General features: G+C 44.1%; 19 protein-coding genes. 1 reads left to right on the top strand and 18 read right to left on the bottom strand.

The features are described from left to right. Positions 1-2 precede the first annotated feature (2 nt). From ACT6RZ_RS11770 to epsL, 16 genes are all read right to left on the bottom strand, one after another. A complete protein-coding gene (locus ACT6RZ_RS11770) occupies positions 3-1,169 on the bottom strand; it encodes a nucleotide sugar dehydrogenase (RefSeq protein WP_444702290.1) in 1,167 nt (388 codons plus the stop codon). A gap of 83 nt (positions 1,170-1,252) precedes the next feature. Further along, positions 1,253-1,726, bottom strand: a complete 474-nt coding sequence (locus ACT6RZ_RS11775) for a glycosyltransferase (RefSeq protein WP_444702291.1) — start codon at positions 1,724-1,726, stop codon at positions 1,253-1,255. After that, entirely contained in the window at positions 1,723-2,169 is a 447-nt protein-coding gene (locus ACT6RZ_RS11780) for a hypothetical protein (protein WP_444702292.1), read from the bottom strand. The genes ACT6RZ_RS11775 and ACT6RZ_RS11780 overlap by 4 nt, the downstream gene beginning before the upstream one ends. A 25-nt stretch (positions 2,170-2,194) precedes the next feature. Continuing rightward, positions 2,195-4,114, bottom strand: a complete 1,920-nt coding sequence (locus ACT6RZ_RS11785; protein WP_444702293.1) for a heparinase II/III domain-containing protein — start codon at positions 4,112-4,114, stop codon at positions 2,195-2,197. Then, the gene (locus tag ACT6RZ_RS11790) at positions 4,111-5,301 is read right to left on the bottom strand and encodes a glycosyltransferase (RefSeq protein WP_444702294.1); all 1,191 of its coding nucleotides are present in this window, start codon (positions 5,299-5,301) and stop codon (positions 4,111-4,113) included. Before ACT6RZ_RS11790 ends, ACT6RZ_RS11785 begins: the two co-directional genes overlap by 4 nt. Positions 5,302-5,321: 20 nt before the next feature. Beyond that, positions 5,322-6,095 (bottom strand): glycosyltransferase family 25 protein, encoded by a 774-nt coding sequence (locus tag ACT6RZ_RS11795; RefSeq protein ID WP_444702295.1) that lies wholly within the window; start codon positions 6,093-6,095, stop codon positions 5,322-5,324. A 59-nt stretch (positions 6,096-6,154) separates the two neighbouring features. Further along, positions 6,155-7,228, bottom strand: coding sequence for an esterase-like activity of phytase family protein (locus tag ACT6RZ_RS11800; RefSeq protein WP_444702296.1), 1,074 nt, complete (start codon positions 7,226-7,228; stop codon positions 6,155-6,157). 5 nt (positions 7,229-7,233) lie between these two features. Next, positions 7,234-8,103, bottom strand: coding sequence for a glycosyltransferase family 2 protein (locus tag ACT6RZ_RS11805; RefSeq protein ID WP_444702297.1), 870 nt, complete (start codon positions 8,101-8,103; stop codon positions 7,234-7,236). Next, the gene (locus ACT6RZ_RS11810) at positions 8,104-8,493 is read right to left on the bottom strand and encodes an acyltransferase (RefSeq protein ID WP_444702298.1); all 390 of its coding nucleotides are present in this window, start codon (positions 8,491-8,493) and stop codon (positions 8,104-8,106) included. It lies immediately after the preceding gene. Positions 8,494-8,572: 79 nt separating this feature from the next. Continuing rightward, positions 8,573-9,730 carry an O-antigen ligase family protein gene (locus tag ACT6RZ_RS11815; RefSeq protein WP_444702299.1) on the bottom strand — a complete coding sequence of 386 codons (1,158 nt, stop codon included), beginning with the start codon at positions 9,728-9,730 and terminating at the stop codon, positions 8,573-8,575. 1 nt (position 9,731) lies between these two features. Then, complete coding sequence (epsI, locus tag ACT6RZ_RS11820; protein ID WP_444702300.1) at positions 9,732-10,439, bottom strand: exosortase-associated protein EpsI, B-type; 708 nt, start codon at positions 10,437-10,439, stop codon at positions 9,732-9,734. Between the two features lie 2 nt (positions 10,440-10,441). Continuing rightward, complete coding sequence (gene xrtB / locus ACT6RZ_RS11825; protein ID WP_444702301.1) at positions 10,442-11,314, bottom strand: exosortase B; 873 nt, start codon at positions 11,312-11,314, stop codon at positions 10,442-10,444. Further along, a complete protein-coding gene (locus tag ACT6RZ_RS11830) occupies positions 11,315-12,187 on the bottom strand; it encodes a polysaccharide biosynthesis tyrosine autokinase (protein ID WP_444702302.1) in 873 nt (290 codons plus the stop codon). A gap of 16 nt (positions 12,188-12,203) precedes the next feature. After that, the gene (gene epsF, locus ACT6RZ_RS11835; protein WP_444702303.1) at positions 12,204-13,586 is read right to left on the bottom strand and encodes a chain length determinant protein EpsF; all 1,383 of its coding nucleotides are present in this window, start codon (positions 13,584-13,586) and stop codon (positions 12,204-12,206) included. 46 nt (positions 13,587-13,632) lie between these two features. Further along, entirely contained in the window at positions 13,633-14,661 is a 1,029-nt protein-coding gene (locus ACT6RZ_RS11840) for an SLBB domain-containing protein (RefSeq protein ID WP_444702304.1), read from the bottom strand. A 101-nt stretch (positions 14,662-14,762) separates the two neighbouring features. Further along, the gene (epsL, locus tag ACT6RZ_RS11845) at positions 14,763-16,028 is read right to left on the bottom strand and encodes an XrtB/PEP-CTERM-associated polysaccharide biosynthesis outer membrane protein EpsL (protein WP_444702305.1); all 1,266 of its coding nucleotides are present in this window, start codon (positions 16,026-16,028) and stop codon (positions 14,763-14,765) included. 310 nt (positions 16,029-16,338) lie between these two features. Between epsL and ACT6RZ_RS11850 the strand changes: the two genes are divergently transcribed. Next, positions 16,339-17,646, top strand: coding sequence for an undecaprenyl-phosphate glucose phosphotransferase (locus tag ACT6RZ_RS11850; protein ID WP_444702332.1), 1,308 nt, complete (start codon positions 16,339-16,341; stop codon positions 17,644-17,646). An 11-nt stretch (positions 17,647-17,657) separates the two neighbouring features. Here ACT6RZ_RS11850 and ACT6RZ_RS11855 read toward each other — a convergent pair whose 3' ends face one another. Next, positions 17,658-18,680 carry an acyltransferase gene (locus ACT6RZ_RS11855; protein WP_444702306.1) on the bottom strand — a complete coding sequence of 341 codons (1,023 nt, stop codon included), beginning with the start codon at positions 18,678-18,680 and terminating at the stop codon, positions 17,658-17,660. A 48-nt stretch (positions 18,681-18,728) separates the two neighbouring features. Next, entirely contained in the window at positions 18,729-19,706 is a 978-nt protein-coding gene (gene miaA / locus ACT6RZ_RS11860) for a tRNA (adenosine(37)-N6)-dimethylallyltransferase MiaA (protein ID WP_444702307.1), read from the bottom strand. Positions 19,707-19,725 lie beyond the last annotated feature (19 nt).

A 19,725-nucleotide genomic window follows, 5' to 3' on the forward strand; every position in this document is an offset into this window, starting at 1 on the left:
TATCAATCTGAACCGAACAAATCTCTCGAATAGACTTTGGTTAGCACGTCATCAAGTTCTGCAGCGTGCCGGTTTGAAATGATCACGTCTGATATTTTCTTAAACTCATCCAGATCCCGCATCACAGTCGAATTAAAGAACTCCGGCTCAGTCAGAGCAGGCTCATAAACGACAACCTGAATACCACGCGCCTTGATGCGTTTCATAATCCCCTGGATGGAAGATGCTCTGAAATTGTCTGAACCGGCTTTCATGATCAGCCGGTAAATACCAACCACCTTGGGTTCTTTTTTGATGATACTCATGGCAACAAAATCTTTGCGCGTTGTGTTCGCATCAACGATGGCATTGATCAGATTTTGTGGCACTTGAGAATAGTTCGCCAGCAACTGTTTAGTATCTTTGGGCAGGCAATAGCCACCGTAGCCGAATGATGGATTATTGTAGTGATTGCCGATACGTGGGTCCATGCAAACCCCCTCAATGATCTGGCGTGTATTTAAGCCATGTGTTTCGGCATAAGTATCCAGCTCATTGAAATAGGCCACTCGCATTGCAAGAAAGGTATTGGCGAACAGTTTGATAGCTTCGGCCTCAGAGCTATTCGTCAGCAGCACGGCAACCTCTGGCTTAAGGCAACTGTCTTTCAGCAAATTGGCAAATTTTTGCGCCCTTTCTGACACCTCGCCAACCACGATACGGGATGGATACAGGTTGTCGTAGAGCGCTTTACCTTCGCGCAAGAACTCAGGAGAGAAGATCAGGTTATTGCACTTGAGTTCAGCGCTGATTTTTTCAGTGTAACCCACCGGGATGGTGGACTTGATGACCATCACTGCATTCGGGTTGATCGCCATCACATCCTTGATCACCGCCTCTACAGACCTGGTATTAAAGTAGTTAGTCTCAGCATCGTAATCTGTCGGGGTCGCGATCACCACAAACTCGGCATCTTTATAAGCCTCATTCTTATCGGTGGTGGCTTTGAAATTCAGCTGTTTGTTGCTTAGAAAGTTCTCGATTTCATGATCAGAAATCGGAGATTTCTTTTGATTAAGCATCGCGACTTTCTCCGGAATAATATCCAGAGCGACCACCTCATTTTTTTGAGCGAGTAAAACTGCCAACGAAAGGCCCACATAGCCTGTACCAGCAATTGCAATTTTCATACAACATCCTTTAAAACTATAGAAATCTGATAGACACCAATGATCTAAATTGAGTGTTTGTGCTGTTTTGAGCGTATTTTCTTTTATGCACTAAAATAAGTTTTTAGATTATCAATCAACTCTGGCGATGCGAAATTACTGATTCCGTCACCGCCTTTTAAAGACTGGTAATCCTTGAGAAACGCGAGTAATTCCGTCTCGTTCTGTGCGACATGGATACCAGTCTTGTTACCTAGCCACTTGCATGTCGCCAGCTGATGGTCGTTACGGTGTTCGCCCTGGGCAGCCAACCTCGGCATGATGATGATGGGTTTTTGATAGCGTAATGCCGTCAGTATCGATCCCATTCCGGCATGAGAAATAATGATCTCAGCCTGTTTGAATAGTTGATCAGCCTTAGCTGGCTCGAGAAACGCAGAAAACTCTGCATTTTGCGGTTGATATTCTGATGGACCTACTTGTAAATACAGTTCTACCTCTTTTGCTGCATTCCATGTATCTACAGTTTTAATTAATCTATCAAAGGGAAGTTGTGTGCCTACTGTTACGAATATCATAAAACGCTACCCCAGGTTTTCAAACCATTCGCTTCATCTACCAGATGAGGCCACTGCGTTAACCATACATCCGCCCATCTTTTGGCGCGCTTGCCAGAACTTGATAATGTTTCAGAGTTAGCCACACTATCGATCCAAATGGTTTTGGCCCCCAACAGCTTGCCAAACATGATGGCAGCGTAGCCTGGAGCCGCCCCGGTCGTGATGACGAAGTCAGGTTTCACTTTAAAAATAATATAAGCGACCTCGAAGAACATTTTAACCAGCTTCAGCTTTTCCCACATGTTTGCATCAGTCACCACATGTAAGGGCTGGTCGACCTGGGAGGCGTATCCTGCATTGGTGGAGATGAATTGAACGGACATCCCTTCAAACGCCGGTCTGATCCTGAGTAACTGCACCCAGTGACCGCCGCCTGAAGCTACGGCTACAACTTTCTTCATAATTAATGTGTCCTTAAAACAGATTCTATTTTTTAATACTTAAGGTGATGGTTAAATCGGTTGTTTGGGTCGAGGATGTTTCAATATAAATCCCATTTCGCTCACTGCCTTGAGTGTCCGGTGTTTTAGCGATCACCAGGCGTTTCAGGTTGGCTGAAGAGAATTTCAATGAAAAACGGCTATTGTTACAATTCAGCGTCAGGTCTGCAGGCTGATCAAGCTGGTAGACATGAGAGACTTTCCAGTATTTGAATGGCCCTTGAGATAGATCCCTGTTTTCTACTGCTTCTTTCAAACCTGAGTTGGGCACGACTTCGCAGGCGGTGTTGTAAACAACGCCATAAGTGTGCGGCTGGCCTGATTCAAAGCGGATCTTATCGCTGACACTGTCGTTTTCTATCTTTAGTGTACGCGTTAAATTTACATTTTTTCGATAATTCTCAAAAAAGATTTCTGATGACTTGTCTGCAATAGACACGTTAGTCGTTTTTGCACGTGATGGCCATGGTGACTGGCCGTCATAATCCACGATAGGTGCATTTGAAGAATGCGCTCTCTTGAAGAAGTTCGTGTGCAAAGGCGCGCCATAACCTACAGTCCCTAGATCTTTAAAGACCCAGTCGTCCTTATATTGCAGATCATAAGACAAGGCATCCTGATGTGCGTGAAAGCTGCTGTATTGGCCATAGCGTTCCAGGATATGCCAATCGCCATCCACCAGTTGAGCCGCTAGTAATCCGCCAAGATCCGTGGATTTTGGTGTGGGCAATGTCACCGGCTCCGATGCTGCTGGTGGTGTATCTATCAGGACATCCCAACTTTTGGTGTCTTTATTGAGCGCAGATCCCCAATAGGTGGGATAGATGCGGAATAGCGATGCCCAAAGCGAGTAGTTCGGTGCCTTTCGTTTACCCTGACTGTCGTTAAGCATAGGTGCTTCATCATTTTTAAAACCAACAAGCGCCGGAGAAATCATTAATTTGAAATTTTTGACCGCCAGATTGTCGATCTCCGGGTTTGAAATATTTCTTATTTTTGCAGCATATATCAACTCGCTTACTGCCTTCACTACATAGTCTTGATACTGGAATGAAAGCTCGTTCCAGAAATTCTCATTGACGCAGCGATTAAAAAGCTCAACGACGCCATGTGGCGACTTCAGCCCATAATCCAGCAGACTGTCATTGGAGAACTCCAGGCCTATCGCTGTGATCGCAGATGCTTGCCATACCGAGATATTGTTCAGCCCTTTGTAGGCTTTGGTCAGATTGACAGACATAGGCACAAACAGGTTTTCATGAATACTTTTGCGATCAGCCGCGTTGACTTGGTCGCCCAAAATCCTTAAAGCCTCTAACAGTGGAAAAACATTGACCGCTTCGTCCAGTGATTGATTAAATAGCTGGGCGCTGCCATTCCATGTATTTAACGGTAGCTGGGTGTAGCTTTCGCTGTATTTCTTTAATTGATCCAATACCCATTTTTGATACGTGTCATCGCCAGTCAGGCGATACAGCTTTGCTGCATCAAGCATCATCTGAATGTTGTAGGTACGTACATGGTAACGCCAGGCATTCACGATCTTGTCTGAAGCGTTGGTTGGTGCCTTGGAGGTGGGGTTCCAGTATAGAAACTTGCCGGTTTTGACGTCAATGTAATCGTGCGCCCAACCTACTGTCGAAGCGTGTTGTTCAGTTGAGTTCCTGATCCAGTAATCTACATCTTTCTTGGTTTTTTCGTACCAGGTCTTCCACTCCCCGCTAGTGACTTTGGACTTTGCTTCAGGCCAGTGTTCTTCAGGCAAGCGTACGCCATGGAAGACTGTGGAATAAAGCTCCTCTTGCACATCATTCGCCAGTGACTGCACTGAATGAAGGCAAAGCACAAGAAAAAGCGCCTGGGTGAATAAAAAACTTACTTTGAGGTAAAACGGCTTGGCTATCACAGGATTTTCCCTAACCTTTCTTTGAATCCATCGAAAGAAAAGTGATCAGCTAGCTTAAGCGCTTCCGTCGATAACAAACTTAGCTTTTCACCATCGTGTATTAGAGACAATATAATTCTGGAAAAGTCCTCAGCATTGTTTGCAATCAATATAGGGCCATCTTCACTGCCCATCCTGAACCCTTCCGCACCTAGCTCGGTGGTGATACATGGCAAGCCATTCGCCAGGTAATCCAGTGTCTTGATTTTCAGTCCACTACCGCTCAGCACAGGGTTGATCGCTACTGCAGAAACATCACAGATTTGGGTAAAGTCATCCAGCATACCTAGCAATTTAACATTGCTGAAGGTCTTGGGTATGAGCTCGCATACGCTGCCTACGACATAGAGTGTGACTTGCGGGTCAGTAGCCAGGATAGATGGCCAGACTTCATTCAAGAACCATAACAGTCCACTGACATTATGGTGAGCCCGGCTGCCAAGATAGAATAAATCTTTTGTTTGAGACTTTGCCGGAACAGACGCTCTTTTGCTGATAGGCGATGCAAGCACATGTACATTCTTTATATGGTTGCTTTGGTAAATAGCCCCGTCGTGGTCTGTGATCGCGATGACATCATCATATTGGCTGATGACACCGATTTCCAACTCTTGCGTGATCATGGGCGAAGGCGTCAGCCCGGTTGAAATCATTGAGGCACAGCGTTCAAAAAACACATCGTGCCCGATCAATACAGTCTTGCAACCCGGTGCCAAGGTTTTAAAATCAAAAGACCTAAAGATGGTATCAACGAATACGACATCGGGCTTTATTTTCAGTATTTCATTTGAAACAGCGGCGCGCTCACGACCGGTAAGCCAGCGGCCTATCTTAACCAGTTTGTCATCACCGACTTTCACGCGGCCTTTAAGAAACTTGCGATACAAGAGTTTTAATATTCCCTTGATAGAAGGGATACAAAGCCGGCGGCTACTTAGCAGCGAGTTGATTACTTTAATTGAAGAAACGTTTAAGTTTAAAACCTTTTGCGGGCTGTAGATATACGAGCGATGGTTAGAGCCAGTGATAATAAGGCTTACCGAATACTCTGCATCATTGATACATGAAATGAATGCGCGATTATACGTAGAATATCCGTTACCGTTCTCGATCGGCAAATCTTCAAATACAAATACGACTTTCTTCATTACGGCCATCTCGACATAAGTTATAAAAAGCAGCTTCGCAATTTTGCAATCACTACCTTTATGAAATATTTTATAGTTTTAAGCAGCTGGGGAGGTTCTGCGAACACTTTTGATTGTAATGCCTGCCGTTCTGGTTCCAGGGTGCTGTTACTCAAATCAATAGGATGAGCCACGAAATCAGATATAAAGATCTGCTGGAAAACATTGCTCTGTTTTAGATAAAGCCAGTCATCCGCCAGGAAAAATGACTCTTTTGAAACAGATAACAAGTTATTAGCGATTTTACGGCTGACCAAATAACAGCAGGCCCGGTAAACGTGTCGCTCACCGCCAACTATCTTTCTAAAAACCTGACCTGCGACTTTGATGTAATTAAACAGGCTTTTTGAGATCAGTCGTCTAGACTCCAGGCCATCCTGCCCGCCCAGAATAAATAGACAATCCTGATGCCCTGATAATTCTTGTGCATTAAAGTTTTTAATAAAAGAGGAGAAGCGTTCGTCGAGAATTACATCATCCTCCAGGATACAAGCCCATTCATCAGACGTACTTTCAAACTGCCGGTACGCAATCAAATGACTTAAACCACAGCCGATCTCACCTAAGGTCGGATCAAACGCGCGCTGTTTGATCTTACCTGCGAAATTTAAATGACTTATCTCGGATGCAGATAAGAGTTTTCCATCTATCGCATCCACAAAAGAAAAACCCAAGCCCAGCGAGTTTAGTTTCTTTTCAATTTCCTGACGTTTCTTTTCATCTCGTTTTAAAGAAATGATGAATATCTTGAGCATAGTAGAGGCTAACTTTTAAACACTAAATACATGGCCAATGAGGAGTCTCTAATAACACCTTATTTGGGAGAAAAGGAAAACACTAACAAAGTGGTTTTCTGGAGTTTGATAAAGTTTGAATCAGATACGATAGCCACTTTACATTCATTATCATTATAACTTACAGCGATACCTTCCATGTTGTCTATCAGGCTGCCACTGGAATCCCCGGCAAATATTGTTTCAGATGGCCATTCGTTTTTTACCAGCGATCCATCTATGTCAACACGGTTCAGTTTAACGAAAAACCTGCCCAGCCAACTCAGTTTTCTCTCCAGTACGAATAAACCACAGTTTTCTTCATATGCCATATCGGAAACATCATAGCCTGGTTCAACTGCAAAGCTAAACGCTTGAACTGATTTGCCATTTGCGTCCAGTATCCAGCCAGGTACTGCTTCCCTATTCTTTTCGGGATCACGTTCTGCCAGCGCCAGTATCAATGGCCTATTCTTCTTAACATTTACCCAGGATATGGCTTCCAGTCCTCTACCTTTAGGCAGGTCGTGCAATTTCCTGGGCACATCGGTTAATAGTTTAAAAGGCACACTACTGATATCGTCATTTTTTAAATCACCGACAAAGATGCCAGAGCTATATGACTCGTGTGACAGCAGTAATTGGTTTTGCCGCTTACTATATGACACTGCCTCTATATCACCGTAACCCGCAGCTCTTAGAGACTTTTTGTTTGAATTGAACAGCCAGCCTATTGTGCCAGTGACATGACGTTTTTCGCACAGACTCAACGGGTCTGCTATCAGCAACCAGGCCGAGAGGTCGCTTACCAGCAATAGTGAGCTGCCTATAAATGTCATGCCAGACCAGCCGCCAAAAAAATCCAGCTCGCTTTGCAGCTCACAGCCTGATATGAATTTCAGGTGATGGTTAATGAAATAACTATCGCCGAGTAATTCTTTTAATGAGGCCTTTTTATCGGTCAGGACGCTTATTTCAACAGTTCGTCCATTCAGATAAGGGCTGGCATTAGGTTTGCTGATGATGTTTTCAAGCAGAGTGTAAAAAGCAGCGATACAAACACAGCAAAAAAACAAAAACCAGGCAAAGCGTGAACGCAACCAACCTTTATGCAAAATAACTAGCCTTTATTCACCACTGCTTTAATTGCCTGGGTAGTGCCTTTTCTAAACTCAGTGAACGCCAGTTGACGGGTTATCACAAGATAAATACCGACTGCGATTTTCCTGATAAATTGATACGCCAGTTTGGGGCTGGAGCTTGCGCTTTTTCCGATAGCATACAAGCTGCCAGAGTAATATTTAGACACCACCCAGCGCATGGGGTCACGATGACCAACCAGTACTTCCGGGAAAAATGCGATCGGCTTATTGCTCAGGCAAAAGGCCCTTAATCCATAGTCCAGGTCTTCGCCGCCGTTAATTTCAGCTCCCAGCCCCAGTTTCTCATCAAACAACCCCACCCTTTTAACCAGTTCTGTTCTGATAAACAAGGTATTGGATGAGGTATTTCGGATAAAGCTTGAAGGCTGTATCGTGACCGTCTTTTTCAGATCATCAAACTTTGGCTGATTGATTGGCTTACTCCCGTATTTGGTGATTAAAATATCCTGGTTTTTATGCGAGGAAAAATAATTGGTTATTTGCTTCAGAAAGCCATCGGGATACCAGGCATCATCATCAGGGAAAGCACACAGCTCGGTCTGATCTAACAAGGAATGACTGATGGCGAACTCAATCATGATATTGCGGGCCTTGGATAAAGAAACCCTATGATCTATGGTCAGAAAGTGCCTGGCACTCGTTTGCAAATATGGTTCAGTTTCAAATGGTATCTGAGTGGTACTCTGCAAAAGGATCACATGAATGAAACTGATGCCATCAGCATTAAAAGACTTATCTACAGAGTCCATTAAACGTTTTAGTTCAGCGACTCTTGCTTCATTGCCAGGTTCGCATGTAGTCAAAAGAATAAAGTCTTTTTTTATCATTTAATTGAATCCATTTTCTAAACTTTCCTGCTGTTGTACTTCATCTGCATTCAGGAAGCGACCATAGGCCCCGACACTTATATTTTCTCTGATCACTTTTGCCGGATTACCAGCCACGATAGAGTTTGCAGGCACATTCTTGACGACTACAGATCCGGCCGCCACGATGGAACCATCACCGATCTCAACGCCAGGCAGGATGATACTGCGTGCACCAATAAAACAATTGCGGCCTATTCTTGTATGCCTTCTGACTCCACGGGTAAAGTCATGGGTCAGAATGGCAACGTCAAACGCGATGTAGGTATTTTCCGCGACATGGACGCCTTTAGGATTAGTCTTATCAAACTTTGCTGAAAGGCTGAATTTGACCGAGTCGTGAATATCCATTTTGAATATACGTTTGTATACAAATTTCAAGGACTCTTGTAAAACTGACCTGACTTTAGTCAGAGATGAATATTTTAGACTAAACATGGCTATGCGCCTTTTTAAGGCCTGTGCCCATCGCGTAAGCTAAAGGCATGATTGAACAGTAACTACTTAACAAAGTATTGTCACTGTAAGAAAACAGGGCGAAGGAAGTCAGTATACATAACACTAACACGACATCTTCAAAGTTCTTTTTGATGAATGCGCCATTGAAAACGAGAACAATGCCTATCAGGAATATAGCTGCGCCAAAGTAGCCCAACTCGCCCACAACTCTTATGTATTCACTATGAACCGCCTGGGTTTTAGTAAATATCTTGATGTATTCAGGAATGATCAGGGGGTGATGCCCGTATCCAACGCCAGTATTCGGATAGAATTTAATCCACATAATGACTGAGTCCCATAATTTATCGCGGCCACTGCTGCTTTGCGATTCGAAACGCATCATCAGCTGATCACCCACAGTCACGAGCGCCAGTAAACCAAATATCAATGAAAACAAAATAAAATAAACTTTGCTCTCAAATTTTTTGATACTGAAAAACAAGATCGGGAACGCAGAAAGAACAATACACACGGTAGGCATGCGGCTACCTGACAAAATAGCGCAGACCAGGCAAAAGAACACCATGGCAAAATATTTAATATTGCCCGTATGCCTATACAGCATGGCAAACGCAACCGAAGATGCAAACGATGCTGCCGCCATATAGGCAGGAATAGTCCCGCCGCCATAGCGCATGGCACCAGTATGGTCCTGCATGAATACGCTGCGGCCGAATATCATGAGAAAAAAACCATAGAACACCAGGAACGGGGCTATTCTCGATATCCATTTAAGTATAAAGAGCCTGTTATCCTCACTGGGTTGAATCACATAGAATAATAGTAATGCAATTAATGCGATATAAGCGTTAAGCAGCCTTCCCCAGGAGAATTGATGAAAACTGGTGAAGTAGCCAAAGAAGAAAATCGCGAATGTAATCAGGATAAGACCAAAAAACCCCTGGATAGAAGCTTTAGGCTGGGCTTTAAACAGGAAAAATGCTGCAATGATCAGCAAGCCTCTTTCAAAAGGATTGGTGTTTACAAAATTAAAGACATAGTGCAAGCCCAATAAGGTGACAACCATTGAGAATGCAAAAAAAAATCGAAACATCTTTTGATCAAAAGAGATATCAAGGTTTCTCATTTTATTTGTTACCACTTGCGTCAGGCTTCAGGCCGGTCAACCTGACTAAATCATTCGGCTTGAGGGCTAGCAACAGGGAGTTGATAAATTGCTCTTCCAGTTGATAAGCATCCTGAACGTTGTCGGTAATGGTTGAGACTCTGACAACGAAACCATCAGGGATATATCCCTGCAAGCCAAGCTTTAATTGGGTCAACTTGGAGTCGTAGCCTTTTCTGACCTGATTGTCCGACATTGTTATCCAGTAGATCAGTGGCTCTACTCTGCCGCTTTGGGTAGCCAGCAGTTTTCTGGCCTTGATCTGACCGCGCGTAGTATCAAGGACAACATCGCTTTTCTCACTCAGCAGGAAACCTTGTGCCGGATAGCAGGCATCAGGAATATGCAACTCACGGCTATCAGACTGATCTTCACCATAGGCGATAGAAAGCATGATCAGCTGTTGGGTGACTTTATTGACATAGGTTCTTGAAAGCGTCTGGTTGTAGATCTGATTGACTAATGAGCTTGATGTCGGGTCGACAATGCCACCAGAATTGGAAAGATCCATCTCTACCCAGTCTTCAAAGCTGGTAGGAACGATCTCTTTAAGCGACGAAAACTGGTGGTCATCTTTATAGAATTTACTAGGTTGCATAGGTATGCAAATTAAAAAACTCAAAAGCATAATCACGGTCAGTGAAATCTGAGTCTTTGTATTAGTACTCATTTTTAGTGGCTTTTCTTTTTATCTAGGAATTTTTCAAAAAATGCATCAATTGAGATAATCAAAAGTAAAGCTACCATGAACATGAATATACCTGCGAAACCATGTAAGAAGCCCTGCCCCATCTCATCGCCAAAATAGTAAGTGATCAGGGAGATAGCCAGTACCCTGAATACATTCGCCAGGAATGAAATAGGAATAATCAAAATAGTCAGCAAGATATTTCTGGCCAGGGAGTCACGCTTTACCATGTTCAGATAAAAAAGACCCAAGCCCTCAAGCGTGAATAATGTATTCATACCCGCACATGCATCAGCAACGAACAGCTTGTACTGACCTATCTGCAAGATGACTCCACTTTGTGCCACAGGGTAGTCTAAGAAGGACAAAATATCTGCTGTGACAGAAGAAACTGCGATTTTGATAGGCATCGTGATCGATGCCACAAAAAAACTTGGCAAGGGGATCAAGAAGATAGTGAAAAAAATCGGGAACCACAATTTTTTAAGATTTTTTTCCCCATACACCAGACCGACAACTGCGGGTATCAGCAGACAGAAAGAGAAGATCTCAAGAAAATTGATGAATTGAGAGCGGCCAATGATGTAACTGATGATGCCCAGGCCCAGCAGTGCCCAAAAAAAAACCGATGCCAAGGGGGTGCTGTTTGTAGCATATCCATCCATTTCCTTTGCTTTTGCAAAAAACAAATAGCAAAGGATAAACAGGACGACAGGCCCCTGACTGTAGTCACTTAAACTCCAGACATATTCATTCAGTCTATGGATAGAGCCGCATAACAGAAAGATCAGAGCTAGAATTGCATAGTGGCTTTTCGTAAAGCCTACAATATTGCTTTTTAAAGACAGTGCATTCATTTAAAACTCGTTTACAACGGCGCCGATCACAGACGCATCAGTTAGATCTACAGATCTTTTTAACACTTTGAGATCTTCTATAGACGTATGATGAAGCCTGCTTACCATCACCACACCTTTGGTTAATGATGACCAGATTTGCGAGTCAGAACAGTCTGAAATTGCCGGAGTATCGATCAAAATAACATCAAAAACGGTGCTTGCATTCTTGATGATCTGGTTAAAAGTCAAGCGGCCTAACAATTCCTGAGGGTTGGGTGGCACAGTACCAGAAGAAAGTACTGACAAGTTTGGAATGTCCTGCAAATGCTGAAGTGCATCTATCACTGATACCCTATCCACAAGAATATCGGACAGACCAAACTTATTCTTCAAGTTGAATATCTCGTGCACTCTTGGATGTCTGAGATTGCCATCAATAAGCAAGGTTTTTTTGCCAAGCTGGGCAAAAGTCACGGCCAGGTTAGAGACCAAATAGCTGGCGCCTTCACCTCTATTGCTGGAGATAAACGATACCGCTTTAAAGCCTTCATTGAACCACCTGAACAAAAGCTGACTGCGCAATCCACGGTAAGATTCGACTTGATTCGAAAACGGGTCGTAGGCAGCTCTTAAATCCTTATGGTAGGTGCTGTTCGCCGGTGTGATGAATGAATACTCAAACTGCTGGGATAACGCTACTTTGATGTCTTCATCAGAAACCAGGCCAAGGCTGATTGCGGCATCGCCGAAACGCTGTCCGGTTTCATTCTGTTTTTTGAGAATCTTTTCGGTATCTTCAATTGAAATTTTTCCCATCTCCACCAGGCACTTGCCTATCCTGGAGATAGGATGCTTGGGAAGCGTATCAATAATATGGTGTTTAATTGTCATATGCTGCCTTACTAGATCACTTTATAGGGAAAAAGTTGAGTCTTTTATTTACGATAGACTTATTATTGATCAATGCCAGAACCGGAATATCTACAAACTCGTATAGATCTTCAATTGACCTGATTTTTCTATTTTTAACCTCAAGGATGAAAGCGATTAAAATACCGAAAAGCAGGCCCAGGAAGATACCTAATGCAGAGTTGATCAACAGATTAGGGCTAGAGTAAGCTTCTGGCGCGATCGCAGGGTTCAAGATCGAGATATCGCTCTCATTGGCTTTACCTTCGATGCTGGTTTGATTTAAGCGTTGATTCACGGTATTGAATGTCAGCTGGGCACTCTCTACGTCACGCTGCAACACTGCCAACTGATCTCTGGATCGGTTCAGGTCCAACACCTTTTGTTTCTGCGCAGCCAATTCATGCGTCAGCTTAGCTACACTTTGGTTATAGATATTGGCATTGCTGCTGACACTGGCGCCTAATCGTGAGATCTCCAGATTTAATTGCGCTTTCAACTTGTCCAGCTCTGCCGCAACAGATAAATACTGGGGATGGTTGACGCCATATTTATTGCTGACTTCGGCGAGTTTTGTACTGGTTTGAGCCAGCGACATTCTAAGGTTCTGAATGATGGGGTTAGATGCGATATCTGGTGATGAGTCACCCTGAGATAAAGCGCTGGTCTGCCTTGAGGAAGACTCTGTTGCTTGTGCCCTGGCAGCGATCAGTTGATTAGCTACCTGATTCAATTTGGCATTTTCAACATCCAGGTTTTCAGTGATGCTGGTTAGGCCGGATTGCTGTTGATATTCTGAAAGTTTTGATTGAGCACTTTCTAACTTATCACGGTAAACCTTAGACTGTGATAACAGATATTCAGACGCTTTTTTCGAAGGTTCTACCTTCAGTCTTAAACTGATCTCCTGGTAGGCATCGGCAAACGCATTGGCAATCGTCGAAGAAAACTGCGGATCTGAGCCAGTGTAAGAGATCTCAATGATGCTGCTTTCTTTGGATGGCTTTACTTTCAAACCTTTAACCAGCAAATTGGCCAACCAATCCTCAAGGGTGGTATTTTCGTGCTTGGCTTCTCTGAACTGGTTCTGGATCACAGTAGCTTCATCCAGATGCAGATTTTTTACCACTTTAAGGGCAACTGCATGACTGGCTATGATTTCCATCTGCGTAGTCATGAATCCAGGCATCAATTGCGCTTGCATAGACATACCGGTCACCGGGTCTATACCCTTGTAATTGATCACCATAGACGTAGTTGCAGTGTAGTTTTTTGGTAAAACCAGACTCACGCCCAGCGCAATGATAAAAAACCCCAGGGTCAAAAACAAAACTAACTTTGCCCTCGACTTTACTGCCAGATAAAACTGATAAAAACTCATTTGATACCCTTCAGCATCTAAAATTATGTAGAGAAGACAAGTTTATTTAAAGCAGACTTTCTTCAATATATAAAACATCTTCATCTTTAAGGAAATCAGTCAGATTCGGGCTTGTTTTAACAATTTGATTAGACTCTGTCTTGCGGTGAAGCTTTACGGATCTCTGTGTGCCTCTGATTGTTAATCCGCCGGATTTTGCAATCGCTTGCATCACCGTCATATTTTTATCGATTTTATACATGCCAGGGCGTTGGACTTCTCCGTAGACATATACTTGCGGCGCTTTAGGTACATAAACCACATCACTAGGTGCCAGCTGTTTATTCACGGTGCTGGAAGGGTTTCTGAACAACTCATCTATGTTGATCTCTTCAGTTACCTGAGTGCCTGAACGCTGAGTAGTGAATAACAAGACTTCGCCCGCATTTTCAATCGGGCCACCGGCCAGTGCCACAAAATCACTGATTCTTTGATTGCCGCCTTGAATGCCATACTTGCCCGGACGTTGTACTTGGCCAGAAACAGTGACATCTCTGGTATTGATGTAAATAGCTTCACCACCATACAGACGCAAATCATTGTCATTTAAATTATTACGTTCAATGATCTCGTTTAAATTATATTGCTTGCGCACAGACCCACGGATGACAGTCACTATTTCGGAAGCCTCGACTGTCAGACCGCCAGCCTCGGCTAAAATATCTGCGATATCAGTCGGCCGTATGATTGAATATCGGCCTGGCTTATTGACCCCGCCTAGCAGTGAGACGGTTTTGCTTAAAAACTCTAAAACAGAGACAGAAACTTGCGGGTTAGCAATAAAACCGCCCTTTTTCAGTAAGCTGGCGATACGCTCTTCAGCTTCTAACGTGGTCGCGCCGCCGACTTTAACCTCACCAATTAAAGGGAAGGATAAAACGCCGCTTTCTGATATCCGTAGATCGCGAGTGAGTTCTGCATCACCGTAAACGATGACACGAACAAAGTCTCCTGTGCCCAGTGTGTATTCAGCACTGGCAACGCTAGCGAAAAACAGGGTTAGCAGTACAAAAAAAGCCTTCATGAACTTAGCCATAATTTAAAACACCTTTTCTACTCTTTGTTTTTATGTTGCTTACATGTATAAAAATCATTTGTGAACACTTTAACTGAAAGCGTTCGACCATCTAAGTCAGCTTATATAGACAGGTCCACGCTCACATAAGTCAGAACATCATCGAAATCGAACCGATCAATTGAAGAATTTCTATGTGACTTTGTTGTTCTTACCGTGAAAGCAGCATTCTGCAATGGATTCCACGTTGCAAAAGCACTGATAGACCTTTCCTTATCCAGGCGACCGCTGGTATCAAACTCTCCGCGACCTTCAAAATCACGTGAGGATACTCGCAGGTTCAAACCGGTCTGGATCTTGCTGGTGACATCATAGAACAATCCGGTTCTGATCGCATTTGTGACGGTATAGGTACTATTTGCTGTTTCAAAGACATTGACTCCCCTGCTCAGGTTCAGGTCGACTTTGATTTTCCCGGTCACTATATATAACCAGTCCACGTTCCCTACGATGGCGCTGTAGTCACGCTCACTGAAGTTATCGTACTCTCGTGACAGATAACCAAGCTTTGCATTAATGGTACTTTTGCCGTTTACATCTTTTTCGAACGTAATGTCGTATTCTTTTTCTTCAAATCCGTTATCGAATTTCAATGCAGGGTTCAACTCCCTGCCTTCAAATTTCCCGTCTTTTTGACGACCGAGCAAGGAAATGTTGCTTCCTGACGGGAATATATATTTAACCCCATATTCATATACGGTAGTGCTTGAACCTGTTTGAGCAGTAAATTGCCTGCTATTGCTATTATCGATCTCACTTATCCCACCTATCAGCGACCATACATGGTGCGGTGAATACTCAAAGCTAAAAGTATTCGTTTTCGTGGTTCTCATGTTTTTTGTTGGAGTTAGAAGGTCGCGAAAACTGATTAAAGTCTCGACTTTGCTAGTAGACAAATTGCCATGCAGATTGGGCGTCAGAGACCACAGCCAGGTACCATTGTAATTAGTGGCGTGGTAGTCTAAAAAGTCAGACTTTTGATAGCTGAAATCGTTATAGTTAACATCAAATATGACTCTTTGCAGCGAGTAAGTCTTGTCATATTTAACGCCCACCGTTTTAGCGGTGATCTGGTCTGATACTTCGTTGCTGCTTTGCCTTAAAACATTACTATCAAAGCTTTTATTAACGCCTGCTCTCAATTGAATGGTATCCAGTTCATCAGCCATTGTCAGGCCAGGGATGAAATTGAAAAAACAGCAGCACCAAAGAAGCTTGTGCGTTAATAGTGGTACTTTTCTATTGTTATATCTTGAAGGCATGAGCCACCCTGAATTAATAAGGCCATTTACGCCAATATGTATTCTACTATCAAATGCTAAAGCCATGCAGGAAAACAAGAACTATTCTCAACTCTTAACCTGTATTACATAATACGCCAGGGGAGTCATAATGCTTGCCAATTCTGACATTTTTGTGACAGATTAACATGTAAACTTCAATCTGCCACCTACCCCATGGGATGATTGCTTTATTGTTTGATTGGTGCAAATATCGTAGATGCGTTAAAATTCATGTAAATCAAATTATAAGTAATATATGGCCACCAAGAAACCTCCCATCAGAACCCTCTCCGGCCTCTCCACTGGTGCTAATAGTCCACTTTATCTCTTAGAATCCATTGTTGAGCCTTTAGTGATGGTGTTCGTGCTATGGGGACTTTTTATCTACACCGAGAACCAGATTCCGATGTCGATATTTATCGTGTCTATCGTGTTGTTCTCGATCACATTCCCCAGTGGTGCAAAGATCCGTAAAGGCTTTGTTAAAATGTGTCGCGACGTGGTCGCGCAGTGGTTGCTGATCGCTACTTTCGTCCTGATTTTTGCTTACGTGACACGCTATATCACACTCTATAGCGAGCAAATGATACTGCTCTGGCTAGTGCTTACGCCACTGGCCCAGATTGCCGTATTGCAAATGCTAAAGTGCGTGAGCCCCAAGCTGATTCAGTGGCAAGGCCCGCCACAAAACACTTTGATCGTAGGTTTGAATGAACAGGGTATTTTGCTGGCTGACAACCTGAAAGAGGATTACTACCAGCGCATCAATGTGCTGGGCTTTTTTGAGGACCGCTCGCCTGCACGCCTGGAACAGCAGGCAGACTACCCGGTACTTGGCAGCTTAAATGAGCTGAGCACCTACCTGCAATTGCATACCGTGCACAAGCTGTACATCGCCCTGCCTATGTCCAGCCATCCACGTATCCTGAAAATGCTGGATGACCTGAAAGACACCACCACCTCTATCTATTTTGTGCCGGACATTTTTGTCACGGATCTGATACAGGGCCGCGTGTCTGAAGTGAACGGCATACCGGTGGTTTCAGTCTGCGACACGCCATTCACCGGCATGGATGGCTTTATCAAACGCACGGCAGATGTGTTGTTTTCACTGTTTGTGTTGATTCTGATCTCGCCGATTTTACTGGTGATCGCCATTGGTATTAAACTCAGTTCGCCAGGCGCCATTATTTTCAAGCAACGCCGTTATGGCCTGGATGGTCAGGAGATACTGGTCTATAAGTTCCGCTCCATGACCGTGACTGAAGATGGCGGCAAAGTGACACAGGCGACTAAAAATGACCAGCGCATCACGCCGTTCGGTGCTTTTTTACGAAAGACTTCCCTGGATGAGTTACCGCAGTTCATCAATGTCTTGCAAGGGCGCATGAGTGTCGTAGGCCCCCGCCCGCATGCCGTGGCGCACAACGAAGAATACCGCAAGCTGATCAAAGGCTATATGGTGCGCCATAAGGTGAAGCCAGGCATTACCGGCTGGGCACAGGTGAACGGCTTCAGGGGAGAAACGGATACGCTGGAAAAAATGGAACAGCGTGTGCATTATGACCTGGAATACCTGCGCAACTGGAGCCCACGCCTGGATATGCTGATCGTGGCTAAAACAGTCTGGCTAACGGCAGTTGGCCAGGACAGCGCTTATTGATCATAGCGAATCTATTTGAAACCAATCAATAAACTTTGTCTATCCGATAACAGTTTATTGATCAAGGTAATGCCGAAAGCACAAGTCAGTACCACCAGGCTGGTAAGCATTACCTGATAGAGAAACAAGCCCTCTACCCATGCCGGCAGCAGTTTATGCAATATGCGGGATTCAATATTCAGAACCAGCATATGGATGAGGTAAATCCCAAACGAAATGCCGCCTAATCTCTTCAATAGTTCCGAATGAAAAATATTCATATTCTTGAACAAATAAGCAATCAGGGCCAATGAGTAAAGGAAAGATGAGGGCTTGATCGCGGTAACGGCTGCTTGAGGCTGATTGAACCATTCAATGAGCAAAAAGGTTTCCAGACACGACAATAAATAAAAACCTGCAATGGCACTCAGCAATACCGTATTAGAGACTGTGATCCTGTTTGTCGACCCTATATAAATCCCGAATACGAAGAACATAAGCCAGGTCACAAAGTTACCCGCATAAATAATCAGCGGCAGGTCTATGCCACTTATATATCTGAGATGAAATATGAAATAAGTGGCAGTGAGGCTGACTGCGACGCTCGCGATCAACCCTTTTAAATTAGCCAGATGCTTGAGTATTGGAAGCAATAAATAATACTGAATAATTAATGCAATAAAATAATACGGGCCTGAAGACTGAAAGGTCAGCAGCTTAAACAGTTCCGAAGAAACTGCTGATTTAGTCGCAACCGCTAATAAAAGGCAAATAAACGACCAGAAAAGAAATGGCAAATAAACTTTGGGAACCTGTTTACTTAAGAAATTTAGATAGTCGCCGTGTTTAGTGAAGGTTTTCTTGGCTAAAAAGTAGCCTGAGATTGAAAGAAATAAGGGAACAGAAAAATTCCAGAAATTTCTCCAGAAAATGGTCAAGTAGACATCACTGGCTGCATGCATGACCTGAGTTCCTGAACCAGAAACATGGATGGCAACCACGCCTATGATAGCCAAACCTCTGAGCACATCAAAATAGCCTATTCGTTCACTCATTCTGCACCTTCCCTAGCTGATTTAGTTCATTAGGATTTTACTTTCACCTCATGAATGATCTAGACAATTGGTTCGTATTTTAATTGCCAATTCGTTGATCCAGCTATTGCTCAAGCAATTCAACACCTGCACATCACTCATGCCCCGCAACCAGGTCAGCTGGCGCTTGGCAAGCTGGCGCGTGGCAAAAACGCCCTGCTCGCCTAGTGTTTTAAGGTCGATCTCACCTTGCAGGTAAGCCAATGTTTGCCTATAGCCGACGCAGCGCATGCTTGGGCTTTCAGCAGTCAGTTGTGGGTATTGCGCCAACAGCTGGCGCACTTCTTCGATAAACCCTTGTTCCAGCATCAATTGAAAACGGTCTGCGATGCGCTGATGCAAGACGGCGCGTTCACTCGGCACCAGGGCGATCTTAAGGATATTAAATGGCAGCTCATGCTTGCTGGATTGCGCACGCAAGGCACTCATGGACTGGCCGCTGATGCGGTAGACTTCTAATGCCCGTTCTATCCTTTGCGTATCATTAGGCTGTATTTTTGCAGCGACAGCGGGGTCTATCGTTGCCAGTTGCGCATGCATGGCGGGCCAGCCTGACTTTGCGGCTTCGGCTTCGATCTCGGCCCGCACGTCCTGGTCGGCTTCGGGCAGCTGGCTCAAGCCATGCTGCAAAGCATTGAAATACAACATGGTGCCGCCTACCAGCAAAGGTACCCGCCCTTTTTCGGTGGCTGCATGCATGAGTGCCAGCGCATCTTTGGCGAATTGCGCTGCTGAATATTGTTCCAGCGGCGTGATCAGATCTATCAAATGATGCGGTGCCTGGCGCAAAGTGTCGGCATCGGGTTTGGCGGTGCCTATATCCATGCCTTTATAGACCAGTGCAGAATCGACACTGATGATTTCCAGCGGAAACTCCTGATATAAGGCTATCGTGGCCGCGGTTTTACCGCTGGCAGTCGGCCCCATCAGGAAAATCGCGGGCGGTAATGAATCTTTAAGCAGTGAGGCTTGAGCTGGAGCAGTCATACAACTTCAGAAATAATGG

This window comes from Methylophilus sp. (assembly GCF_052437885.1).
In the GTDB taxonomy this organism is placed as follows: domain Bacteria; phylum Pseudomonadota; class Gammaproteobacteria; order Burkholderiales; family Methylophilaceae; genus Methylophilus.